Source organism: Promicromonospora sp. NPDC050880, assembly GCF_044456525.1.
In the GTDB taxonomy this organism is placed as follows: Bacteria; Actinomycetota; Actinomycetes; order Actinomycetales; family Cellulomonadaceae; genus Promicromonospora.
In genome coordinates, this window is record NZ_JBITFV010000001.1 from 108,250 (window position 1) to 126,434 (window position 18,185).

Sequence of the window (18,185 nt, forward strand, 5' to 3'; positions counted from 1 at the left end):
CGGTCAGCCGGTCGGTGGGGCCGCGTGCTCGCCGTCCGACCCGCTTCTCGCCGTCCGACCCGCGTTCCCGCCCGGACCCGCGAGTTCGCCCCGGACCCGCGTTCTCGCAGCCGGACCGGCGGGTTCGCCGTCAGACCTCGCCAGGGAGTGCCTTGCGGATCACCAGGCGGGTCCAGGCGCCGATGTACACGCGGTCGCCCTCCTCGATCTCCTGGCGCACGCCCTGCGTCAGCGGGGTGTCCGGCAGGGGCTCGCCCGCCGCGGCGACGAACGTGCCGTTCGACGAGCCGAGGTCCTCGACCCACCACCGTTGCCCGTCCGTGGTGAGCTGGCAGTGCCGCCGGGAGACCCCGGGGTCGCTGCCGCAGTCGACGTCCGGCCGGATGTTGCGCGACTGCGACGGCCGGCCCACCAGGAGGCTGCGCTGCCGCAGGGTGACCAGGCCGGGCAGCCCCGCCGACGGCAGCGGGTCCTCGGGACGCTCGTGCGCGTACCAGTCGGGGTCGACCCAGATCTCCGCGACCCAGGCCGTGTCGCCCGGCACGGGCGGAGCGGTGAGCCCACCCGGGCTGCCCGACGGCGCGGCCGTCCCGGCCGGCGGCGTGGCCCCCGGTCGCCCGGCCTGCGTGTCCGGCGCACCCGCCGCGGTCCCGGCCGGCGTACCTCCCGACGGCGCGCCCGCGGCCCCAGCGCCCCGAGGACCGTCGTGGCCCGGTCCGGGCGCCCCGGCCGACCCAGCTTCCGCCGACCCGGCTCCCGCCGACCCGGCTCCCGCCGCCCCGCCAGGAGCCGACGCGCTCGACCCGCCAAGATCCAGCCCCGACACCGGCGGAGGCGGCGGTGCCGTGGTGCCGGTCGTGAAGTCGTACCCGCAGTTCTCGCAGAACAGGGAGCCCGCGGGGGAGACCTCGCCGCAGTTCGGGCAGGTCACGGGCTCGCCCTCCGGGGCGGCCGGGGCCGGGGACGCCGCGGGCGTGCCGGACGAGGCGGTGCCGGCGGCCGGGATCGGCGTGCCGCACACGTCGCAGTAGTCCGTGGCCTGGCTGACGTGGCCCTCCGGGCAGGTCACGGTCATGCGCGCCGGACCCGGGTCGTCTTGGTGGACGCGGTGTCGAGTGCCATCTCGTCGAGCTTCGCGGTGTTCTGCCTGAGCCGCACGGTGCCCTCCTCCTCGTTCTCCACGTCCACGATCTTGCGCAGGCGGGAGGTGGCCTCGTCGTTGCCGGTCTCGGCGGCGAGCTGCACGGCGCGGCCGAGCTTGACGGTCGCGGTGGCCTCGTCGCCCGCGGCCTTGGCCGCCAGGCCCTCCTGGATGGCCGAGGCGAGCTCCGCCTGGCCGGTGTAGTGCGCCACCTCAGGGCTGATCCGGGCGGTCAGCGTGGAGTCGTCCGACCACTTGGCCTTGACCAGGCCGGAGGCCACCACCTCGTCGTCGACCGCCACCTGGACGCGGGCCGCGAGCTGTTCCGAGCCCACGGGCTTGGCCGGCACCCGGACCGCCACGTGGTACTCCCGGGTCTCGTCGGCCCATGCACCCGTCGGGTACGCGCTGGTCAGCGGGTTCACCTCGGTGCGGCGGCCGCCGAGGTCGTCCACCTCGGGGGCCACCTGCCGGACGAACAGGACCTGCGACCCCTGCGGCGCCCACACGCGCAGGTCCACGGCGGCGACGCCGCGGGCCATCGACTTGCGGACGAGGGCCGCGAAGTCGTCCGCGATGTCCTCCGGCCGCGCGATGAGGTCCACGGTGCCGAGCAGCGCCGTCGAGATCTTGCGCAGCTCCTCGACCACCCACCGGTCCCCGACGCCGCGGGCGTCGCACTGGAAGTGCCCGGTGACGTTCGCGATCACCTGGTCCAGGTGCATGGACGGCTCGGACTCGTTCTTGCCGTCGGTCAGCAGGATCAGGTGCTTCTGGGCCACGGGCGCGGTGGCGAACAGCTCGTCGGCCAGCCGCAGCCAGGTCGAGATCGCGGTGCCGCCGCTGGCCGACATGGTCGCGATGGCGCGCTTGGCCTCGGCCCGCGCGCCCGGCTCCATGGCCACCATGGGCACCCGCGCGTTCGGGTACGGGAAGACGCGGGTGGCCACGTGCGAGCCGCCGATGATCGCGAACAGCGTGCCGTCCGGGATCTGGTCCACGGCCACGGCGGCCGCGTGCTTCGCGGCCTCCATGTTGCGGCCCTGCATCGACCCGGAGGTGTCGACGGCGACGATCTCGGCGACGCCGCCCGCTGCGGACGGCACGCCGATGCCCGCGGCACCGGCGGTGGCCCCCGCGCCGGTGCAGGTCACGGACACCACGGCGTGCACGTCGGTGGAGCCGTCGGACAGGAACTCGTTCTGGAAGACCTCGGCGGAGAACTGGGCCACGGTGGCTCCTCTCGGGTAACGGCAGGCTATCGCTGCCCGGTGACAGTGGGGGAGACGCGGGCGAGCGCCGCGGTGATGTTGTCGCGCCCGCCCTGCGCGTTGGCCCAGCGGACCAGGGCGGCGGCCGTGGACCGGGGGTCGTCGGAGGTGGCGTACCGTCGCACCAGCTCGCCCATCTCGTGCGCGCCGGAGCAGTAGTTCCACAGCCCGTCCGAGCACACCAGGAGCCAGCCGGGGCCGGCCGGCACGGTGGCCGCGCAGCGGGCGTCGGTGTCCGGCGCGTCGGGGCCGAGCCACCGGGTGATGGCGTGCGCCTGGGGCGACGTCTCGGCCTGGCCGCGTGGCACGCCGGCCGCGATCATCTCCTGCGCCCAGGAGTCGTCCACGCTGAGCTGCTCCGCCGGGCCGGCGTCGGGCAGCCAGTACACCCGGGAGTCGCCCAGCCACCCGGCCACGATCAGGTCGCCGTCCACGACGGCGGCCACGAAGGTGCACGACGGCGGGTCGTCCGCCACGTCCTTCCCCTTGGTCGCGGCGAGCTGCTCGGCGGCGCCGCGGACGGCCTGCCCGGCGGCGCGCGACGCGGCCACCATGGCGTCGGTCCAGCCCGTGATGCGCCGGCTCGTCGCCCCCTGCACCGTGCTCGGCCCCTGCGGCCCGTACGCCACGAGCACGTCCCGGGCGGCGCGGCTGGCGGCGAGCGAGGCGACGTCGGAGTCGGGCGCGCTGGAGACGCCGTCGCAGACCACGAGGGCCGCGAAGGAACCTCCGGCGGCCAGCGCCATCGCGTCCTCGTTGCGGGAGTGGCGCACCCCGCGGTCGCAGACGCCGGCCACCCAGCCGGCGGGACGCTCCTCGAAGTGGTCGCGCTCGGACTGCCCGGGGGCGCCGCAGTCCGCGCAGTACCCGTCCGGGGCGATGGTGCCGCCGCAGGCGGCGCACGAGCGGTGCGCGGACGCCTCCCCGGTGGCCGGGTCGAGGTCCAGCACCGTGGGCGCCAGCTCCAGGGTGACCTCCGAGGGCGCCGCGGGGTCCGGGCCGGGAGCACCCAGCGGGGTGCCGCAGTTCTCGCAGAACCGGGCGCCGTGCGCCGCGTTCTCCCCGCAGCGGGGGCATCGGACGATGCTGCTCTCGTCGGCACTCATGTGTGGGTAGTTCTCCTTGCGTTCGTCAGGGCGCACACCCCGCGACTGTCTCTCGGTGGCCACCGGCCCGGCGGACCGGTCAGCGCAACGTCCACCGCCGTACGGAGTTTGCCCGGTCGACGAGCGCCACGCGCTCCGAGCGGTCGTCCGTCAGGCGGGCCAGGTCGCGCAGGGCGAGCTCCAGCCGGTCCCGCAGTGCCGGCTCGGTGGCCTCGGCGCCGGCGACGTGCACGCCCGGGTCGGGTCCACCGCGGGTGACCAGGCCGAGCGCGCCGGCCAGCGCGTCGACGGTGACCTCCGCCTTCGGCCGGTCCGGCACGTGCGCTCCGTCCAGCCCCGCCACGGCGTCGGACAGGTCGGTCAGGGAGCGGCGGGCGGAGACCAGCAGGCGGGCTCGCTGCAGGCGGGCGTCGGGGAAGGAGCCGCGCGTGGGGCCGACCAGGTCGAGGGCGCCGAGTGCGCCGTCGAGCGCCCCGGCACCGGACCGGACACGGGCAAGGCCGAACGCCGCGGCGCCGGTGTAGTTGGAGTCCGCGCGGGCGATGGTCGTGTAGAGCTGCTCGGCGACGCCGGGCTCGCCGGAGACCTCGCAGGCGGTGGCGAGCGCGAGCTTCGGCGCGGGCTCGCCGGGCACCTGCCCGTACACGGCGTTGAACGACGCGCGGGCGGAGGCCGGGTCGCCCGCCGAGAGGTGGCCGAGCCCTTCCATCCAGGCGGCCCGCCACTCCCACGGGTCCTCCTGGAGGATCTGCGCCACGGTGGCCCGCAGGCGGGCACCGTCGCCGATCTCGATGGCGGCGCGCGCCAGGGCGAGACGCACCTCCACGGTGGCCTCGGGCGCGCCGCCCAGGGCCACGATGCGCTCGGCGGGATCGGCCACGTTCACGCCGGCCAGCCAGGACGCCATGGGGTCGCCGGAGTCGACCTTCAGCAGCGGGAGCTGGTGCCAGCCCAGGGCGGCGTCGGCGCCGTCGAGCGGCGGCACGCCGAACAGGAGGGACTCGGCCGACGTCGTGGCCGTGTACCCCGGGCCCTTGTCGGTCGCGACGACCTCGCGGAGCACCCCGAGGAGCTGCACCCGGGCCTCGTCGACCGTGGCGAAGCGGTCGGCCGGCGCGGGCGCGCAGGCCTTGGCGAGCCACCGGTAGAACGAGTCGTACCGCTGGAACACGGGCGTCTCGGCCACCGGCGGGAAGGACGCCTGGTACACCGTGGTGTTGCCGCGGAAGTCGAGCACGAGGGACGCGAGCGTGCGACCGAGCGTGAAGATGTCGGACGCGACGGACGGCCCGATCTCCGGCACCTCCGGCGCCTGGTAGCCGACGGTGCCGTAGATGGCGGACGTCATGTCGTCGGCCCGGCGGACGCCGCCCATGTCGATCAGCTTGACGCCGTCGCCCTGGGCGATGATGTTGTCCGGCTTGAAGTCGCAGTACAGCAGGTCGTGGTCGTGCAGGTAGCTGAAGGCGGGCAGCACCTCGAGGATGTAGGCGATGGCCTGGTCCACGGGCAGCGGCCGGGCCTGCCCGCCGCTCTGGTCGCGGCGCTCCTTGAGCACGTCCTTGAGCGACTTGCCGCCCACGAACTCCATGACGGTGTAGCCGAGGCCCTCGTGCAGCACGAAGTTGAAGATCTCGACGATCAGCGGGTGCTCCACCTCGGCGAGGAACTGGCGCTCCGCGACCGCGGCCTCGTAGGCCTCCTTGTCGCCCGAGTTGAGCAGGCCCTTGAGCACCACCCAGCGGCCGCTGACGTTCCGGTCGCGCGCCAGGTAGATCCAGCCGAGGCCGCCGTGGGCGAGGCAGCCGACCACCTCGTACTGGCCGCCCACCAGGTCGCCGGCCTTGAGCGCGGGCGCGAAGTCGTACCGCGCGCCGCAGTGCCCGCAGAACCCGGCGATGCGGCCGGGCACGCCCTCCCGCGAGCGGCCCACCGGCTGCCCGCACGTGGGGCAGTACCGCTTGCTCTCCGCGAGCTCCGGCGTGGCCATGACGGCCTGCAGCGGGTCGGCCACCGGGGTGTGCGGCACGGTGGTCAGGCCCGCGCCGAGGCGGTGGCCGCGCAGCCGGGTCGACCCCGTGCCGATCCGCCGGGTCTGGTAGGAGCCGGGCGCCACGCGCGCCGAACCGAGCGCGGTGGACGCGAGGCGGGACGAGCTGGTGCGGCCGGTGGCCGGCTGCGCCATCTCCCCGGGCGGGCCGCTCGTGGCCGGCGGCGCGGCGGCGGACGCGCCCCAGGACGCCGCGACCGCGGCGAGCGCGCCCCCGGTGGGGTTGCCGCCGGCGGGCGCCCCGCACACGTCGCAGTAGCCGTCCTGGATGGTGCCGGGGCAGCCCGGCTCCGCGCAGGCCTGTGTGGTCATCGGTGTCCCTCCGGGAGATCGCGCACGAGCGTCTCGAGCTGCTCGGTGAAGTGCCGGGCCAGGACCAGGTCGCAGGGCGTGGCGTCCAGCGCCTCGCGCACCTCGTCCTCGCCGGCCTTGACGGTGGACGACGCCGCCCGCCCGTTGCCCTGGGCCTTCGTCATCAGGTTCTTGACGCGGTAGCGCAGCTCGGCACGCTCCCGCAAGGGTGCCGTGTAGGCGTCCTCGGCACGCTCCATGGCCCGCTCGACGGCGCCGAGCCGCTGGACGTAGGTCGTCAGCCGGTCGGGCTCGTCCGGTACGTCCCCGAGCCGGGTGACGTCCGGGACCGCGAGCCGGGGCGGGTCGACGATCTCGCGGCGGCAGCGCTCCGCGACCTGGTGCAGCACGGGTGCCCGCTCGGCCAGGGCGGTGCGCAGCGCCACGGCGCGCTCCCGGTCCCGCGCCAGCGACCGGCTCCGGGCCGTCGCCACGATGAGGTCGCGCTCGGCGCGTGCGACGTCGTCCTCCAGCGCGCCGAGCGGGCCCGTGACGTCCCCGCCGCGCGCGGCGTCGGCCTTGAGGCGGGCCAGCCGGTCGCGGAGGCGGGCGACGGCGGCGTCGTCCTCCGTGTCGGCCGTCCCGCGTGCCGCGTCCTCCGCGCGGACGATGCCCGCGGCCAGCGCCCGGAACCGTGCCGTGACGTCGGCGGCGTGCGGGTCGAAGGACAGGCGGGTGGCGAGCTGGTCGGCCTGCGCGTCGCACAGGCGCGCGGCGTCGACCAGGGAGAGCAGCGACGTGGCGGGGTCGCCGCCCAGGCGCCCCCAGATGAGCTGCGACATGCGCTCGCGTGCCACGGCGTCGGCCCGGCCCGAGTCCCAGACGGCGACCAGCTCGTCGGTGCGCGTGCGGACGGCCTGCCAGAGCGTCAGCGCGAGGACGACGTCGGCCGTGACGCCGTCGGTCCCCGACTGCCGAGCCGTCGTGTCGAGCCGGTCCAGGTCGGCACGGCGCGTGTCGAGCCACGACCGGAGGTCCGTCAGGTAGGTCAGGAGCGCGGCGGGCTCCGCCGCCACGCCGAGGGCGCCGGGCGGCGCGGGAGCACGCTGGGTCCGGCTCACGGCGTCCGTCCGTAGACCGGCTGCGGCGCGGCCGGGGCGGGGCCCAGGGCGTCGCCGAGCCAGCGGTCGTAGGACTTCGCCCACTGCCCGCCGGAGACCATGTCCTCCAGCACGCCGTTGACGAACCGCACCATGTCCGGCTGGTCGGCGGGGATGCCCACGCCGTACGGCTCGTCGCTCACCGCGTCGCCGACCACCTTGGCGTACGGGTCCTGCGCGGCGAAGCCGGCCAGGACGGTGTCGTCGCCCGTGATGGCGTCCACGGCGCCCTGCTGGAACAGCACCAGGCAGGTCGTGTGGGTCGCGGCGGGCACCGCCTCGACGCCCTCCCAGGCCTGCAGCCGCTCCAGCGTGGTGGTGCCGTCGGGCGCGCAGACACGCTGCCCGTCGAGGTCGTCGACCCCGGTGACCTGCGAGGTGGACGGCACCAGCAGCTTCTGGCCCGCGTGGTAGTACTCGGCGGAGAACGCGATGTTCTCCCAGCGCTCGCAGTTGATGGTGAACGCGCGCACCACGATGTCGACCTCGTGCTCGGCCAGGACGGTCTCGCGGTCGCCCGACGTGATCACGCGGAACCGGACCTTGCCGGGGTCGCCCAGGATCGCCGCGGCCACCTGGCGGGCCACGTCGATGTCGAAGCCCTCGATCGTGCCCGAGAACGGGTTGCGCGACCCCATGAGCAGCGTGTCGGCCGAGACGCCGACGACGAGCGTGCCGCGTTCCCGGATGGCCGCCATGGTCGAGCCGGGCGTCACCTGCGGGCTGCCGCCCGGTGCCGCCGACGCCACGGCGGGCAGCCCGTCGGCGCACTCCGCCGGCGCGGCCGTGGTGTCCGACGCCGCCGGACCCTGCGCCTGCGGTGCTGATTCCTGGGCCGAGCCCTGCACCGACTCCTGCGTCGTCGCGCCGACCCCCGCGGCGCCCGTGAGCAGGTGCGTGGCCGGCTCGGGGGCGCAGGCCGCCGTCGTGCCGACGAGGGCCAGCGCGACCAGGGCGGTCAGGAGCAGTCGGCGGGCGGCGCGGGTTCTCATCGGTACTCCTTCAGACGGACGTTCATCCCGGCGGCCGCGGCGACGGCGCCCGCGACCCCGAGCACGAGGGCGACCCAGGCCGCGACCTGGGCGGTGGTCGCCGCGGAGCCGAGCCGGTCGACGGCGGCCGTGCTCGTCGCCTCGACGTCCGCGTGCGCCGCGTCGGTGAACGCCGTGAAGGCGGCACCCGCCGAGTCGTCGGCCGTGGAGGTCGCGGCAGCGACGGCGCCGTCCCAGTCGTTGCCGTCGTCCAGCGCGCGGATCTCGGCGTGCCGGGTGTCCCACTCCTCCAGGAGGGCCAGCGGGTCGGACCCGGTGTCCGTGGCCTCGGCCGCGCTGGTCAGCAGGTTCTTCGCCTCGGCCAGCGACTCCTGGTAGGACTCCTCGAAGTCCGCGCCGGAGCCCCGCTTGATCAGCGTGAACGACTCCATCGACTTGGCGTCGGTGGCCAGCGCGAGCGCCTGCGACGTCGCGACGGTCGCCGCGTACGGGCCGCCGGCGACGGAGCGGGCCACGCCGTTGCCGCCCAGCACGGCGGCCGCCGCCACGATCCCGCCCACCAGGAGGGCGACGCTCGCCGCGGCCAGTCCGGTGTTCAGCACGCGGTGCGTGCGCCGGGCCAGCCAGAGCTGCACGGCGGCCAGTGCCACGAGGGCGAGCAGCACGAACAGCAGCAGCGCTTGGGCCAGCGACACCGATCCCATGTCGTCGTCGACCCGTTCGGACGTCGAGACGGCCACGCCGTCCAGCGTGGGCAGCACCTCGTCGCGCAGCGCGGCCGAGGCCTGGTCCAGGTACGCCGCACCGACGGGGAAGCCCTGGCGGTTGTTGGCCCGGGCCGACTCGACGAGGCCCGCGTACCGCTGCACCGAGTCGGACACCGTGGCGAGGTCCGCGGCCTCGCCCTCGCCGCGGGCCGTGGCGGCCAGCGCCGGGACGGCCTCGGCGGCCTCGGACAGGCTGGCCTCGTACCGGGCACGCGCCTCGGCCGGCTCCAGCCCGCCCACCAGGAACGCGTTCGTCGCGGTCGCGTCCGCGGACACGAGGTCGTTGCGCAGCTCCTGGGTGCCGACGAGCTGGGCGGCGTCGCGCTGCGCGTCGTGCAGGGCGGCCGACTGGCCGGTGCCCGCGAGGAACCCGGTGACCGCGAGCAGCAGGCAGGCGGCGACGGCGATGGTCGTGGCCAGCGCGAGCCGGCCCGGCGTGGTCGCCAGGCCCGCCGAGAAGCGGCCGCCGGGGGTGGCTGCCGGGGCGTCCGCCGGCCGTGCCACCTGCGCGGGGCTCGTCGTCAGGGGCGCGGTCACGTGGTGGCCCCTGTGCCAGTTCCGGGGTCTGTCCCGATGTCCACGACATCCTCCAGGTCTTCCGGGACCAGCGTGCGCAGCTGGTCCAGCGTCGGTCGGTCAACGTCTCGCAGGCGCCAGGCGTGCCGGGCGATCGCGGAGTCCAGCACGTTGCGGGCCCACCGCCCGTTGCCGAACCCCTCGCCGCGCACCTGCTCGGCCGCGAGCCGGTCGAACCGCTCCAGCGTGGCCGGTCGCGGCGCGAAGTCGGATCCCCGGGCCATGCTCTCGAAGATCTGCCGGAGCTCGGCGCCGGAGTAGTCGTCGAACGTGATGGTCCGGGAGAACCGGCTCTCCAGGCCCGGGTTGGTGGCCACGAACCGGGCCATCGGGCCCGGGTAGCCCGCCACGATCACCACGAGGTCGTCGCGGTGGTCCTCCATGTCCTTGACCAGGGTGTCGACCGCCTCGCGGCCGTACTGGTCCTCGGCCAGGGCGTAGGCCTCGTCGATGAACAGCACGCCGCCCAGGGCGCGCTGCACCACCGCCGTCGTCTTCTCGGCCGTCTGGCCCAGGTAGCCCGCCACCAGCTCGGACCGGTCCACCTCCACCAGGTGGCCCTTGTCCAGCAGACCGAGCGCGCGGTAGATCCCGGCCACCAGCCGGCCCACCGTCGTCTTGCCCGTGCCTGGGTTGCCCACGAACACCAGGTGCCGGGTCAGCGTGGGGGAGGTGAGCCCGGCCTCGGCGCGCAGGCGCTCGATGCGCAGCAGCTCGGTCTGGCGGTGGATCTCGTCCTTGACGCGGTCCAGGCCGATGAGCTCGTCGAGCTCGGCGAGGAGCTCCTCCAGGGTCCTGGCGGGAGGTTCCGGGGATGCGTCCGGGGCCGGTCCGGGGGCGGTGGCCTCGGCCGGGGCGGCCGGGCCCGCGCCGGGCCGGCCGGAGCCTGCCGACGGGTCGGGCGCGGGCCGGCGGGAGCCGGTGGGCTGCGCGGAGCCGGTCGGCAGCCCGGTGGGCAGGGCTCCGGAGGGCAGGGTGCCGGGCGGAACGGCGCCCCGGTCGCGGCCCGACACGGCACCGCGGTGCACCGCCTTGGTGCCCTCCGCGGCGGCGATGGCGCTGATGCTGGGGTCGCCCAGGGCTGCCGCGGCGTCGACGACGGCGGCCAGCGCCTCCGCGTACGGCAGGGCGTGGGGCGAGCCACCGGCGACGAGGCCGGCGAGCAGGTCGGTGGGGGCGGAGCGCCAGCGGCGGGCGCTCACGGCGGCGTCGAAGAACGGTTGCAGGCCGCCTGCGGCCGGGCGTGCGGTCGCCGTCAGCCAGTCGGCCGGGGCGCCGGGGGACGACTCGGCGACGGCGGCGGCCAGGCGCTCGCCCTCGGCGCGCGCGGCGGAGCCGCCCAGACCGGCCGCCGAGCCCGCCGCGGCGAGGGCGTCGAGGGCTGCGCCGAGGGCGGTGGCGGTCACGGAGCCTCCAGGGGAGCGGGCCCCGTCGTCGGGCCGCCGGACGAAGCCGGTCCGGGCGGGGCGCCCGGACCGGCACCGGGCAGCGTGAGGCCCGACGAGGTGCCGAACTTCTCCTCCAGGAAGCGACCGTGCGCGACGAGGGCGACGGCGTCCGCGCGGGACACGGCGTCGGAGATCTTCTCGATCGTGGCGCCCAGCAGGTCGAGCTGGTCGCACAGGATCATGAGCGACGTCTTGCCACGGTCCACGACGCGGCGGTCGGCGAAGTCCCGCGGCAGGCGCAGGTAGGCGTCGACGGCCTCGGGCAGGTAGCTCGTCGCGGTCGCGACCACGGTGTGCGCCTGCTGCGAGCCCGCGCCGAGCCGGTCCAGGCGGGGCACCATCTCGTGCACCGTCTCGGCGACCCGCTGCACCCGGGCGGTCACGGCGGCCGGCGCGTTCCCGGAGGCGCGAGCGAGCACGGCGTCGACCGACGTCACGATCTGCTCGCTCGTGGGCGGGGCCGGGATCGCGAGGGGCTCTTCCTCGGCGGTGCGGCCCCCGCCGAAGATCCGCTGCCACCAGCCCATACCTGCCTCCGAGCGTGCCGTCACAGGGTGTTGAGGTCGAGAGAGCCGCTCGCCACGCCGTCGGTGTTGGTGCGGCGCGCCCGCTCGACGTACTCGGACGCCTTGGCCGTCTCGGTCTGCAGCACGCCGATCGTCTGGGACATCGAGTCGAGCGCCCGGGTCTTGAAGTCGCTGATGGAGTCCATCGTGGCGTAGATGTTCGCGAACGCGGCCTGGAGCTGCTCGATGCCGACGGTCGAGCTGGCGGCCTGCTCCTGGATGGTCGCCGACTGGTCGGCGAGCATCTTGGACGTCGAGGCGATCATGTTCGACGTCGTCGTGTTCAAGGCGCCGATCTGGTCCAGCACGAGCTTCTGGTTGGCCAGCGCCTGCGCCACGATGACGGCCGTGCGCAGCGCGGAGACCGTCGTGGTGGTGGCGCGGTCCACGCCCTTGGTGAGCTCGATGTTGTTCTTGATGATGATGTCGATCGCGAGATAGCCCTGGATCGACACCGCGAGCTGGGTGAGCAGGTCCTGGTGCTTCTGGCGCACGTAGAACAGCACGTCCTCGGACAGCGCCTTGGCGCGCTCGGGCTCGGCGACCTGCAGCTCGGCGATCTTCGCGGAGAGCTGCGCGTCAAGGCGCTCGGCCACGTAGATGTACTGGTTGAGCCGCGTCATGGTGTCCCAGAGGTTCTGCTTCTCCAGGTTGAGGGCGGCGTTGTCCTTGCGGAGCTCGTCCTGGCCGTTGTAGAGGGCCTGGATGATGGCGTTGAGCTGGCCCTGGGCGGACTCGTAGCGGCGGAAGTAGTCCTGCAGCCTGTCGCCGAACGGGATGATGCCGAGGATCTTGCGCCCGACGCTCGCCTCCGACGGGTCCAGGTCCTCGACGGTGCGGCGCAGCTCCAGCAGGGTCTGGCCCACCTTGGAGCCGTCGGCGAGGCCGCCCTCCTTGAGTGCCCGGACGGGCGTGGCCAGCAGGCGGTTGCTGGAGTCGGCGGCCTGGCGGATGTCCTGGTCGCCCATGGTGCGCACGTCGTCGGCCTTGGCGGCGAACTCGGGGCTGCGGGTGTCGGTGCCCAGCAGACCGTCCAGGTAGGTGGCCACCTTCGCGTCGAGCGCGGGGGCCACCGCGGGGTCCACCTTGGGCGCCATCGCGGGCGCCTGCGTCGCGGCGACGGGCTGGACCGGGTCGGGCGCGCTGAGCACGAGGGGCTCCGCGGGGGCGGGCGGTTGAAGCGGCGTCGGCTCGGTCATCGGTGCTCCTTGCGATAGGGCGTCCGAACCCGGCGAGTATATGCGTGGGGTGGCTCCCGCCGGGAGGAAAACGCCTGGGTGCGGGGTGAGAACGTGGGGGCGGCGGGCGGAGTTCCCGGCGGCCCCAGCTGGCCCGGTGCACGGTCCGGGTCAGGAGGCTGTGGTGCGTCCCACATCGCCCGCCTGCACGGAATAGGCCCGCCACGAGGGCCGGTTGGGGGACCATGAACGGAGTCGTTCGGACACCCTCCAGACAGGACGTACACGAAGCCATGCCCTCGCGCCGGTTCCTCCGCCCGCAGGCCGCCGCCGTCGTCGCGGCCGCCGCACTCTTCCTCGCCGCCTGCACCCCCGGGGGCGGGACGTCGCCCGGCCAGGAGTCGGCGGAACCGGTCAGCGGCGGCACCCTGACCTACGCCTCCGGCGACGCCGAGCCGTCGTGCCTCGACCCGCACGTGGGCGGCAACTACCCGCAGGCCCTGATCGCCACCCAGTACCTGGAGTCGCTCGTCTCGCTGGACGAGGACGGCGAGGTCATCCCCTGGCTCGCCACGGAGTGGAGCGAGAGCGACGACGGCATGGCGTGGGAGTTCCGGCTGCGTGACGACGTGACCTTCACGGACGGCACCCCGTTCGACGCCGAGGCCGTCGCCGCGAACATCGCGCACGTGCAGGACCCGGCCACGGCGTCGTCGACCGGCTACCTCGCGCTCGCGAAGATCGAGGAGGTCGTGCCCGTCGAGGAGCACCTGGTCCGCCTGGAGCTGAGCGCGCCCGACAGCGCGCTGCTGGAGTCGCTGTCGCAGGTGTGGGTGGCCATGGAGTCGCCCAAGGCCCTGGAGCGCAGCCAGGAGGAGAACTGCGCCGCGCCCGTGGGCACCGGCCCGTTCGTCGTCGACCAGTGGGAGCGGCAGGAGTCGGTGACGCTGGTGCGCAACGACGACTACGTGTCGCCGCCCGCCGACGTCGAGGTGCCCGAGGGCACCGGCCTGCCGTACCTGGACTCGATCGTGTGGCGGTTCATCCCCGACTCCGCGAGCCGGTACGCCGCGCTCCAGTCGGGCGAGGTGCAGGTCATCGACAACGCACAGCCCGACACCATCGTCTCGGCGGCCGACGACCCGGCGATCGAGGAGCTGGACGCCCCGCGCCCCGGTGCGTCCAACCGCATCGAGCTCAACTCCGGCAAGGCCCCGTTCGACGACGAGCGTGTGCGGGAGGCGTTCATCCGGTCGGTCGACGTCGAGGCGGGCGTCGAGAGCCTGTTCTTCGGCACCGCGCAGCGGTCGTACTCGCCGCTGTCCAGCGTGGAGCCGCTCGGCCTGAGCCTGCCCGACCTGTTCGCCGTCGACACCGACGCGGCGACCGACCTCCTGGACGACGCCGGCTGGAGCGAGCGCGACGCCGACGGCTACCGCGTCAAGGACGGCGAGCGCCTCACGCTCGACTTCCCGGTGAGCACCAACCAGTCGATCCCGGCCGAGCAGTCCCTGTTCGAGCAGATCCAGGCGGACGCGAAGACCGCGGGCTTCGAGGTGCGGCTGCACCCGCTGGACCTGTCCAGCTGGTACGGCGCCCTGGCCGAGAACGACTACGACCTGGTGAGCGCCCCGTACACCAAGGTGGGGCCGGACGTGCTACGCATCCTGTACCACTCCGACTCGATCACGCCGGCGCCGAGCGGCTACTTCGCCAACCTCGCGCAGGTGGACGACCCGGGGCTGGACGACCTGCTCACCCGTGCCGCGGCCACGAGCCGCGACGACGAGCGGGCCAGCCTCTACGAGCAGGCGCAGCGGACCATCCTCGAGGGCTACTACATCCTGCCGCTGTACGACCAGCAGAACCACTTCCTGTACTCGTCGTCCGTGCACGGTCTGCGTGCGATGCCCACCGTGTCGACGCCGACCTTCGCCGGGGCCTGGCTGACGTCTTGACGCTCCCCGTCCCCACCACCGGGGCTCGCAGGCGGCCGGTGCCGGGCACCCGGCGCTGGCTGCTGCTGCGCGCGGGCGGGGTCGTGTTCGTGCTCTGGGCGGCCGCGACCGTCACGTTCTTCGCGCTGCGCCTGGTGCCCGGGGACCCGGCCGAGGCGATCCTCGGCGGCCCCGGGTCCCAGGCCGGGCCGGAGGCCCTGGAGCAGGTGCGCCGGGAGTACGGCCTCGACCAGCCGCTCGTGGTGCAGTACCTCACCTACCTCGGGCGGCTGCTGGCCGGCGACCTCGGCCAGTCGTACTCGCTGCACAAGCCCGTGGCGACGGCGATCGGCGAGCAGCTCGGCGCCACCCTGACGCTCGCGCTGTGCTCGCTGGTGCTGGCCTGGGTGCTCGCGTGCGGGCTGGCGGCCTGGAGCGTGCGGGGCGGCCGGGTCGCGTGGGCGATCGGTTCGGGCCTGGAGCTCGTCGCGGCGGCCGTGCCGCACTTCTGGCTCGCGACGGTGCTGATCCTGTTCTTCAGCACCACGCTGGGCATCCTGCCGCCGGTCAGCGTGCCGGGGCCGCTCGGCGTCGTGCTGCCCGCGCTGACCATGGCGATCCCGCTCGCCGGGTTCCTGGGCCAGGTGATGCGTGAGTCGCTGCTGACCGCGATGGAGTCCCCGTTCGTGACCACGGCGCGGGCCCGTGGTGAGAGCGAGGCACGGATCTTCTGGCGGCACACGCTGCGGCACGCGGCGATCCCCGCCGTCGGGCTGTCCGGGTGGGCGTTCGGGTCCCTGATCAGCGGGGCGGTGGTGGTCGAGTCCGTGTTCGCGCGGCAGGGCCTGGGCCGCAGCCTGCTGTCGGCGGTCCAGCTCCGCGACGTGACGCTGGTGACCGGGATCGTGCTCGTGGTGGCGCTCGCGTACACGGTGATGACGCTGGTCACCGACCTTGCCGACCGGGTGATCGACCCGCGTACGCGGGTGGTGGCGCAGTGAGTGCGCCGGGGCGTGGCGTCTTCCGGCCGACCGTCGCCGAGGCGTCGGCCGCGCTGGTGCTGGTGCTGCTGCTCGTCGCCGCTCTCTGGCCCGGCCTGCTGGCGCCGGGCGACCCGCTCGCCGTCTCCCGCACCGAGGCGTTCCAGCCGCCGTCGCTCACGCACCTGTTCGGCACGGACGAGTCCGGCCGCGACATCTACACCCGCGTGGTCCACGGCGCGGCGGAGTCGCTGCGGATCGGGGTGCTGGCCACGGCGATCGGCATCGGCCTCGCGACCGTGCTCGGCCTCGTCGCGGGCCTCGGGCCGCGCTGGCTCGACTTCGGCACCACCCGGGTGGTCGAGGTGCTGTTCGCGTTCCCCGGACTGCTGCTCGCGCTGCTGTTCATCGTGGTCACGGGACCGGGCGTGCTGAGCTCGACCATCGCCGTCGGCCTGGCCACGGCGCCCGGCTACGCGCGGATCATCAGGTCCCAGGTGCGGCGGACGGCGTCCGCCGAGTTCGTCGAGGCCGCCCGGGTGCTGGGCCGGGGCCGGCTCTGGATCGTCGCCCGGCACATCCTGCCGAACGTGACCGCGGCACTGTTCGTGCTCGCGACGCTCGGGCTCGGGCAGGCCGTCATCTGGGTGTCCTCGCTGAGCTACCTCGGCCTGGGTGCGGTGCCGCCCGCCGCCGAGTGGGGCGCGATGCTGGCGGCCGGGCGCACGTACATCGCCAACTTCTGGTGGATGACGTTCTTCCCCGGGCTCGCGATCGTCGCCAGCGCGGCGGCTGCGACCGTGCTGGGCCGGGGCATCCAGAAGCGGAACAGGAGCGCGGGATGAGCGGGACGGTGCCGGGCGGGGCCGGGTCGAACGGGGCCGGGCCAGGCCAGATTGGGCCGGGCCAGGTCGGGCCGGGCCAGGTCGGGCCTGGCGACGCGGGGCCGGGCCACGCAGCCCCGGTGCTGCGCATCCGTGACCTGGTGGTCACCTTCCCCGCCGGGCGCGGCGGCGGCGCTCCGCGGCGTGTCGTCGACGGCGTCAGCTTCGACGTCGCGGCGGGCGAGTGCGTGGCCGTCGTCGGCGAGTCGGGTTCGGGCAAGAGCGTGACGGCGCGGAGCGTCGTCGGTCTCGCGGGTGACGGCGCGCGGGTGACCGCCGCGGAGCTGAGCGTCGCGGGCCAGGACGTGCGCTCGTCGTCCGTGCGGGCCCTGCGGCGCCTGCGCGGCGGCACCGTGGGGCTCATCGCGCAGGACGCGCTCGTCTCGCTCGACCCGCTGCGACCCGTCGGCCGCGAGATCGGTGACACGCTCGCCCTGCACACCCGGCTCGACGCGGCCGCACGGCGGGCACGCACCGTCGAGCTGCTGCGCCGCGTCGGGCTGGACGACCCCGAGCTGCGCGCCCGTCAGCGCCCCGGACAGCTCTCCGGTGGTCAGCGGCAGCGCGCCCTCATCGCCGCGGGCATCGCGGGCGAGCCCGCCCTGGTCATCGCGGACGAACCCACCACCGCGCTCGACCAGCCCGTCCAGGCCGGCGTGCTGCGCCTCCTGGGCCGGCTGCGCGACGAGGGCACCGCCGTGCTGCTCATCAGCCACGACCTGTCCGTCGTCCGGGGCATCGCCGACCGGGTGCTGGTGATGACCGACGGCACCGTGGTCGAGGAGGGCACGCCCGCGGAGGTGTTCGAGCGCCCCCGGCACCCGTACACCCGCGCGCTGGTCGCGGCGGTCCCGACCGACCGCCCCCGCGGCACGCGCCTCTCGGCGCCGGCTGCCGCTACCGCGCGGGACCGCCGACCCGCGGCTGGCGCCGGTGCCGATACCGCGGCAGTCGAACGCGGGGTTGGTGGCGGTACGGCTGCCCGGAACGCAACCAACCCCGCGCTCGACCGTGCGGCGGTCGGTGGGCTCGCGGGCGTTGCGGCGGCCGGGGAGGGTCAGCGCGCGGGGGCCGGGCTCATGGAGGCGCGGGGAGTGTCGCGGGTGTTCCACGTCGGCGGGCGGGAGATCGTGGCCGCCGACGACGTCTCGCTCACCCTGCGGTCCGGTCGCACCCTCGGGCTGGTGGGCGAGTCGGGCTCCGGCAAGTCGACCACCGCGCGCATCCTGCTCGGCCTGGAGCAGCCCGACGCCGGAGACGTCACCCTGCTCGGCGAACCCTGGAGCCCGCTCCCCGAGGCGCGACGGCGGCCCCGTCGTCCGCTCGTCGGCGCGGTCTTCCAGGATGCCCTGAGTTCCTTCGACCCGCGCTGGACCGTCGGCACCGTGCTCGCCGACGCCGTGACCCGCGGCCGGTCGCACCGGCCCGGCCGCGTGCAGGCCGAGATCGCGGACCTCCTGGACACCGTGGGCCTCGGCCCGGACATGGCCGCGCGCCGTCCCCTGCACCTGTCGGGCGGACAGCGCCAGCGCGTGTCCATCGCACGGGCGCTCGCGGCGGACCCGCGCGTGCTGATCCTCGACGAACCGGTTTCCGCGCTCGACGTCTCCGTGCAGGCCCAGGTGCTCGACCTGCTGGACCGGCTCCAGCGCGAGCGCGGACTGGCCTACCTGCTCATCACGCACGACCTCGGTGTGGCGCTGCACATGAGCGACGAGCTCGCCGTCATGCAGCAGGGGCGGATCGTCGAGTCGGGCCCGGCGGCGGCCGTGCTGGACGCGCCGCGCCACCCGTACGCGCGGCGCCTGCGGGACGCCGTCCGGCTGTAGGAGGCGGCA

At 75.0% G+C, this 18,185-nt stretch carries 14 protein-coding genes; 4 read left to right on the forward strand and 10 right to left on the reverse strand.

Annotated elements, in window-relative coordinates; translation table 11 throughout:
* Positions 1 to 130: 130 nt before the first annotated feature.
* The 10 genes from ACIBBF_RS00590 to ACIBBF_RS00635 all read right to left on the reverse strand — a co-directional run bounded on the left by ACIBBF_RS00590 (position 131) and on the right by ACIBBF_RS00635 (position 12,567).
* On the reverse strand, positions 131 to 1,075 hold the full coding sequence (locus ACIBBF_RS00590) for an FHA domain-containing protein (protein WP_397409407.1): 945 nt from the start codon (positions 1,073 to 1,075) through the stop codon (positions 131 to 133).
* Entirely contained in the window at positions 1,072 to 2,373 is a 1,302-nt protein-coding gene (locus ACIBBF_RS00595; RefSeq protein ID WP_397409409.1) for a VWA domain-containing protein, read from the reverse strand. The genes ACIBBF_RS00590 and ACIBBF_RS00595 overlap by 4 nt, the downstream gene beginning before the upstream one ends.
* 26 nt (positions 2,374 to 2,399) lie before the next feature.
* The gene (locus tag ACIBBF_RS00600; RefSeq protein ID WP_397409411.1) at positions 2,400 to 3,518 is read right to left on the reverse strand and encodes a protein phosphatase 2C domain-containing protein; all 1,119 of its coding nucleotides are present in this window, start codon (positions 3,516 to 3,518) and stop codon (positions 2,400 to 2,402) included.
* Between the two features lie 79 nt (positions 3,519 to 3,597).
* Complete coding sequence (locus ACIBBF_RS00605) at positions 3,598 to 5,880, reverse strand: tetratricopeptide repeat protein (protein WP_397409413.1); 2,283 nt, start codon at positions 5,878 to 5,880, stop codon at positions 3,598 to 3,600.
* The gene (locus ACIBBF_RS00610) at positions 5,877 to 6,980 is read right to left on the reverse strand and encodes a hypothetical protein (protein ID WP_397409415.1); all 1,104 of its coding nucleotides are present in this window, start codon (positions 6,978 to 6,980) and stop codon (positions 5,877 to 5,879) included. The genes ACIBBF_RS00605 and ACIBBF_RS00610 overlap by 4 nt, the downstream gene beginning before the upstream one ends.
* Entirely contained in the window at positions 6,977 to 8,011 is a 1,035-nt protein-coding gene (locus ACIBBF_RS00615) for a glutamate ABC transporter substrate-binding protein (protein ID WP_397409416.1), read from the reverse strand. The genes ACIBBF_RS00610 and ACIBBF_RS00615 overlap by 4 nt, the downstream gene beginning before the upstream one ends.
* The gene (locus ACIBBF_RS00620; protein WP_397409418.1) at positions 8,008 to 9,315 is read right to left on the reverse strand and encodes a hypothetical protein; all 1,308 of its coding nucleotides are present in this window, start codon (positions 9,313 to 9,315) and stop codon (positions 8,008 to 8,010) included. Before ACIBBF_RS00620 ends, ACIBBF_RS00615 begins: the two co-directional genes overlap by 4 nt.
* Positions 9,312 to 10,760, reverse strand: coding sequence for an AAA family ATPase (locus ACIBBF_RS00625; RefSeq protein WP_397409420.1), 1,449 nt, complete (start codon positions 10,758 to 10,760; stop codon positions 9,312 to 9,314). Before ACIBBF_RS00625 ends, ACIBBF_RS00620 begins: the two co-directional genes overlap by 4 nt.
* Positions 10,757 to 11,329: a hypothetical protein gene (locus ACIBBF_RS00630; RefSeq protein ID WP_397409422.1), complete on the reverse strand. Its 573-nt coding sequence runs from the start codon at positions 11,327 to 11,329 to the stop codon at positions 10,757 to 10,759. Before ACIBBF_RS00630 ends, ACIBBF_RS00625 begins: the two co-directional genes overlap by 4 nt.
* A 20-nt stretch (positions 11,330 to 11,349) precedes the next feature.
* Complete coding sequence (locus ACIBBF_RS00635; RefSeq protein WP_397409424.1) at positions 11,350 to 12,567, reverse strand: toxic anion resistance protein; 1,218 nt, start codon at positions 12,565 to 12,567, stop codon at positions 11,350 to 11,352.
* Between the two features lie 272 nt (positions 12,568 to 12,839).
* On the opposite strand from ACIBBF_RS00635, the gene ACIBBF_RS00640 reads away from it, so the two are divergent.
* The 4 genes from ACIBBF_RS00640 to ACIBBF_RS00655 are packed head-to-tail and all read left to right on the forward strand — an operon-like array spanning position 12,840 to position 18,176.
* Positions 12,840 to 14,504 carry an ABC transporter substrate-binding protein gene (locus ACIBBF_RS00640; protein ID WP_397409426.1) on the forward strand — a complete coding sequence of 555 codons (1,665 nt, stop codon included), beginning with the start codon at positions 12,840 to 12,842 and terminating at the stop codon, positions 14,502 to 14,504.
* Complete coding sequence (locus ACIBBF_RS00645; RefSeq protein WP_397409428.1) at positions 14,501 to 15,484, forward strand: ABC transporter permease; 984 nt, start codon at positions 14,501 to 14,503, stop codon at positions 15,482 to 15,484. Before ACIBBF_RS00640 ends, ACIBBF_RS00645 begins: the two co-directional genes overlap by 4 nt.
* On the forward strand, positions 15,481 to 16,308 hold the full coding sequence (locus ACIBBF_RS00650) for an ABC transporter permease (protein ID WP_397409430.1): 828 nt from the start codon (positions 15,481 to 15,483) through the stop codon (positions 16,306 to 16,308). The genes ACIBBF_RS00645 and ACIBBF_RS00650 overlap by 4 nt, the downstream gene beginning before the upstream one ends.
* Positions 16,305 to 18,176, forward strand: a complete 1,872-nt coding sequence (locus ACIBBF_RS00655) for a dipeptide ABC transporter ATP-binding protein (RefSeq protein WP_397409432.1) — start codon at positions 16,305 to 16,307, stop codon at positions 18,174 to 18,176. The genes ACIBBF_RS00650 and ACIBBF_RS00655 overlap by 4 nt, the downstream gene beginning before the upstream one ends.
* The last annotated feature ends 9 nt before the right edge of the window (positions 18,177 to 18,185 follow it).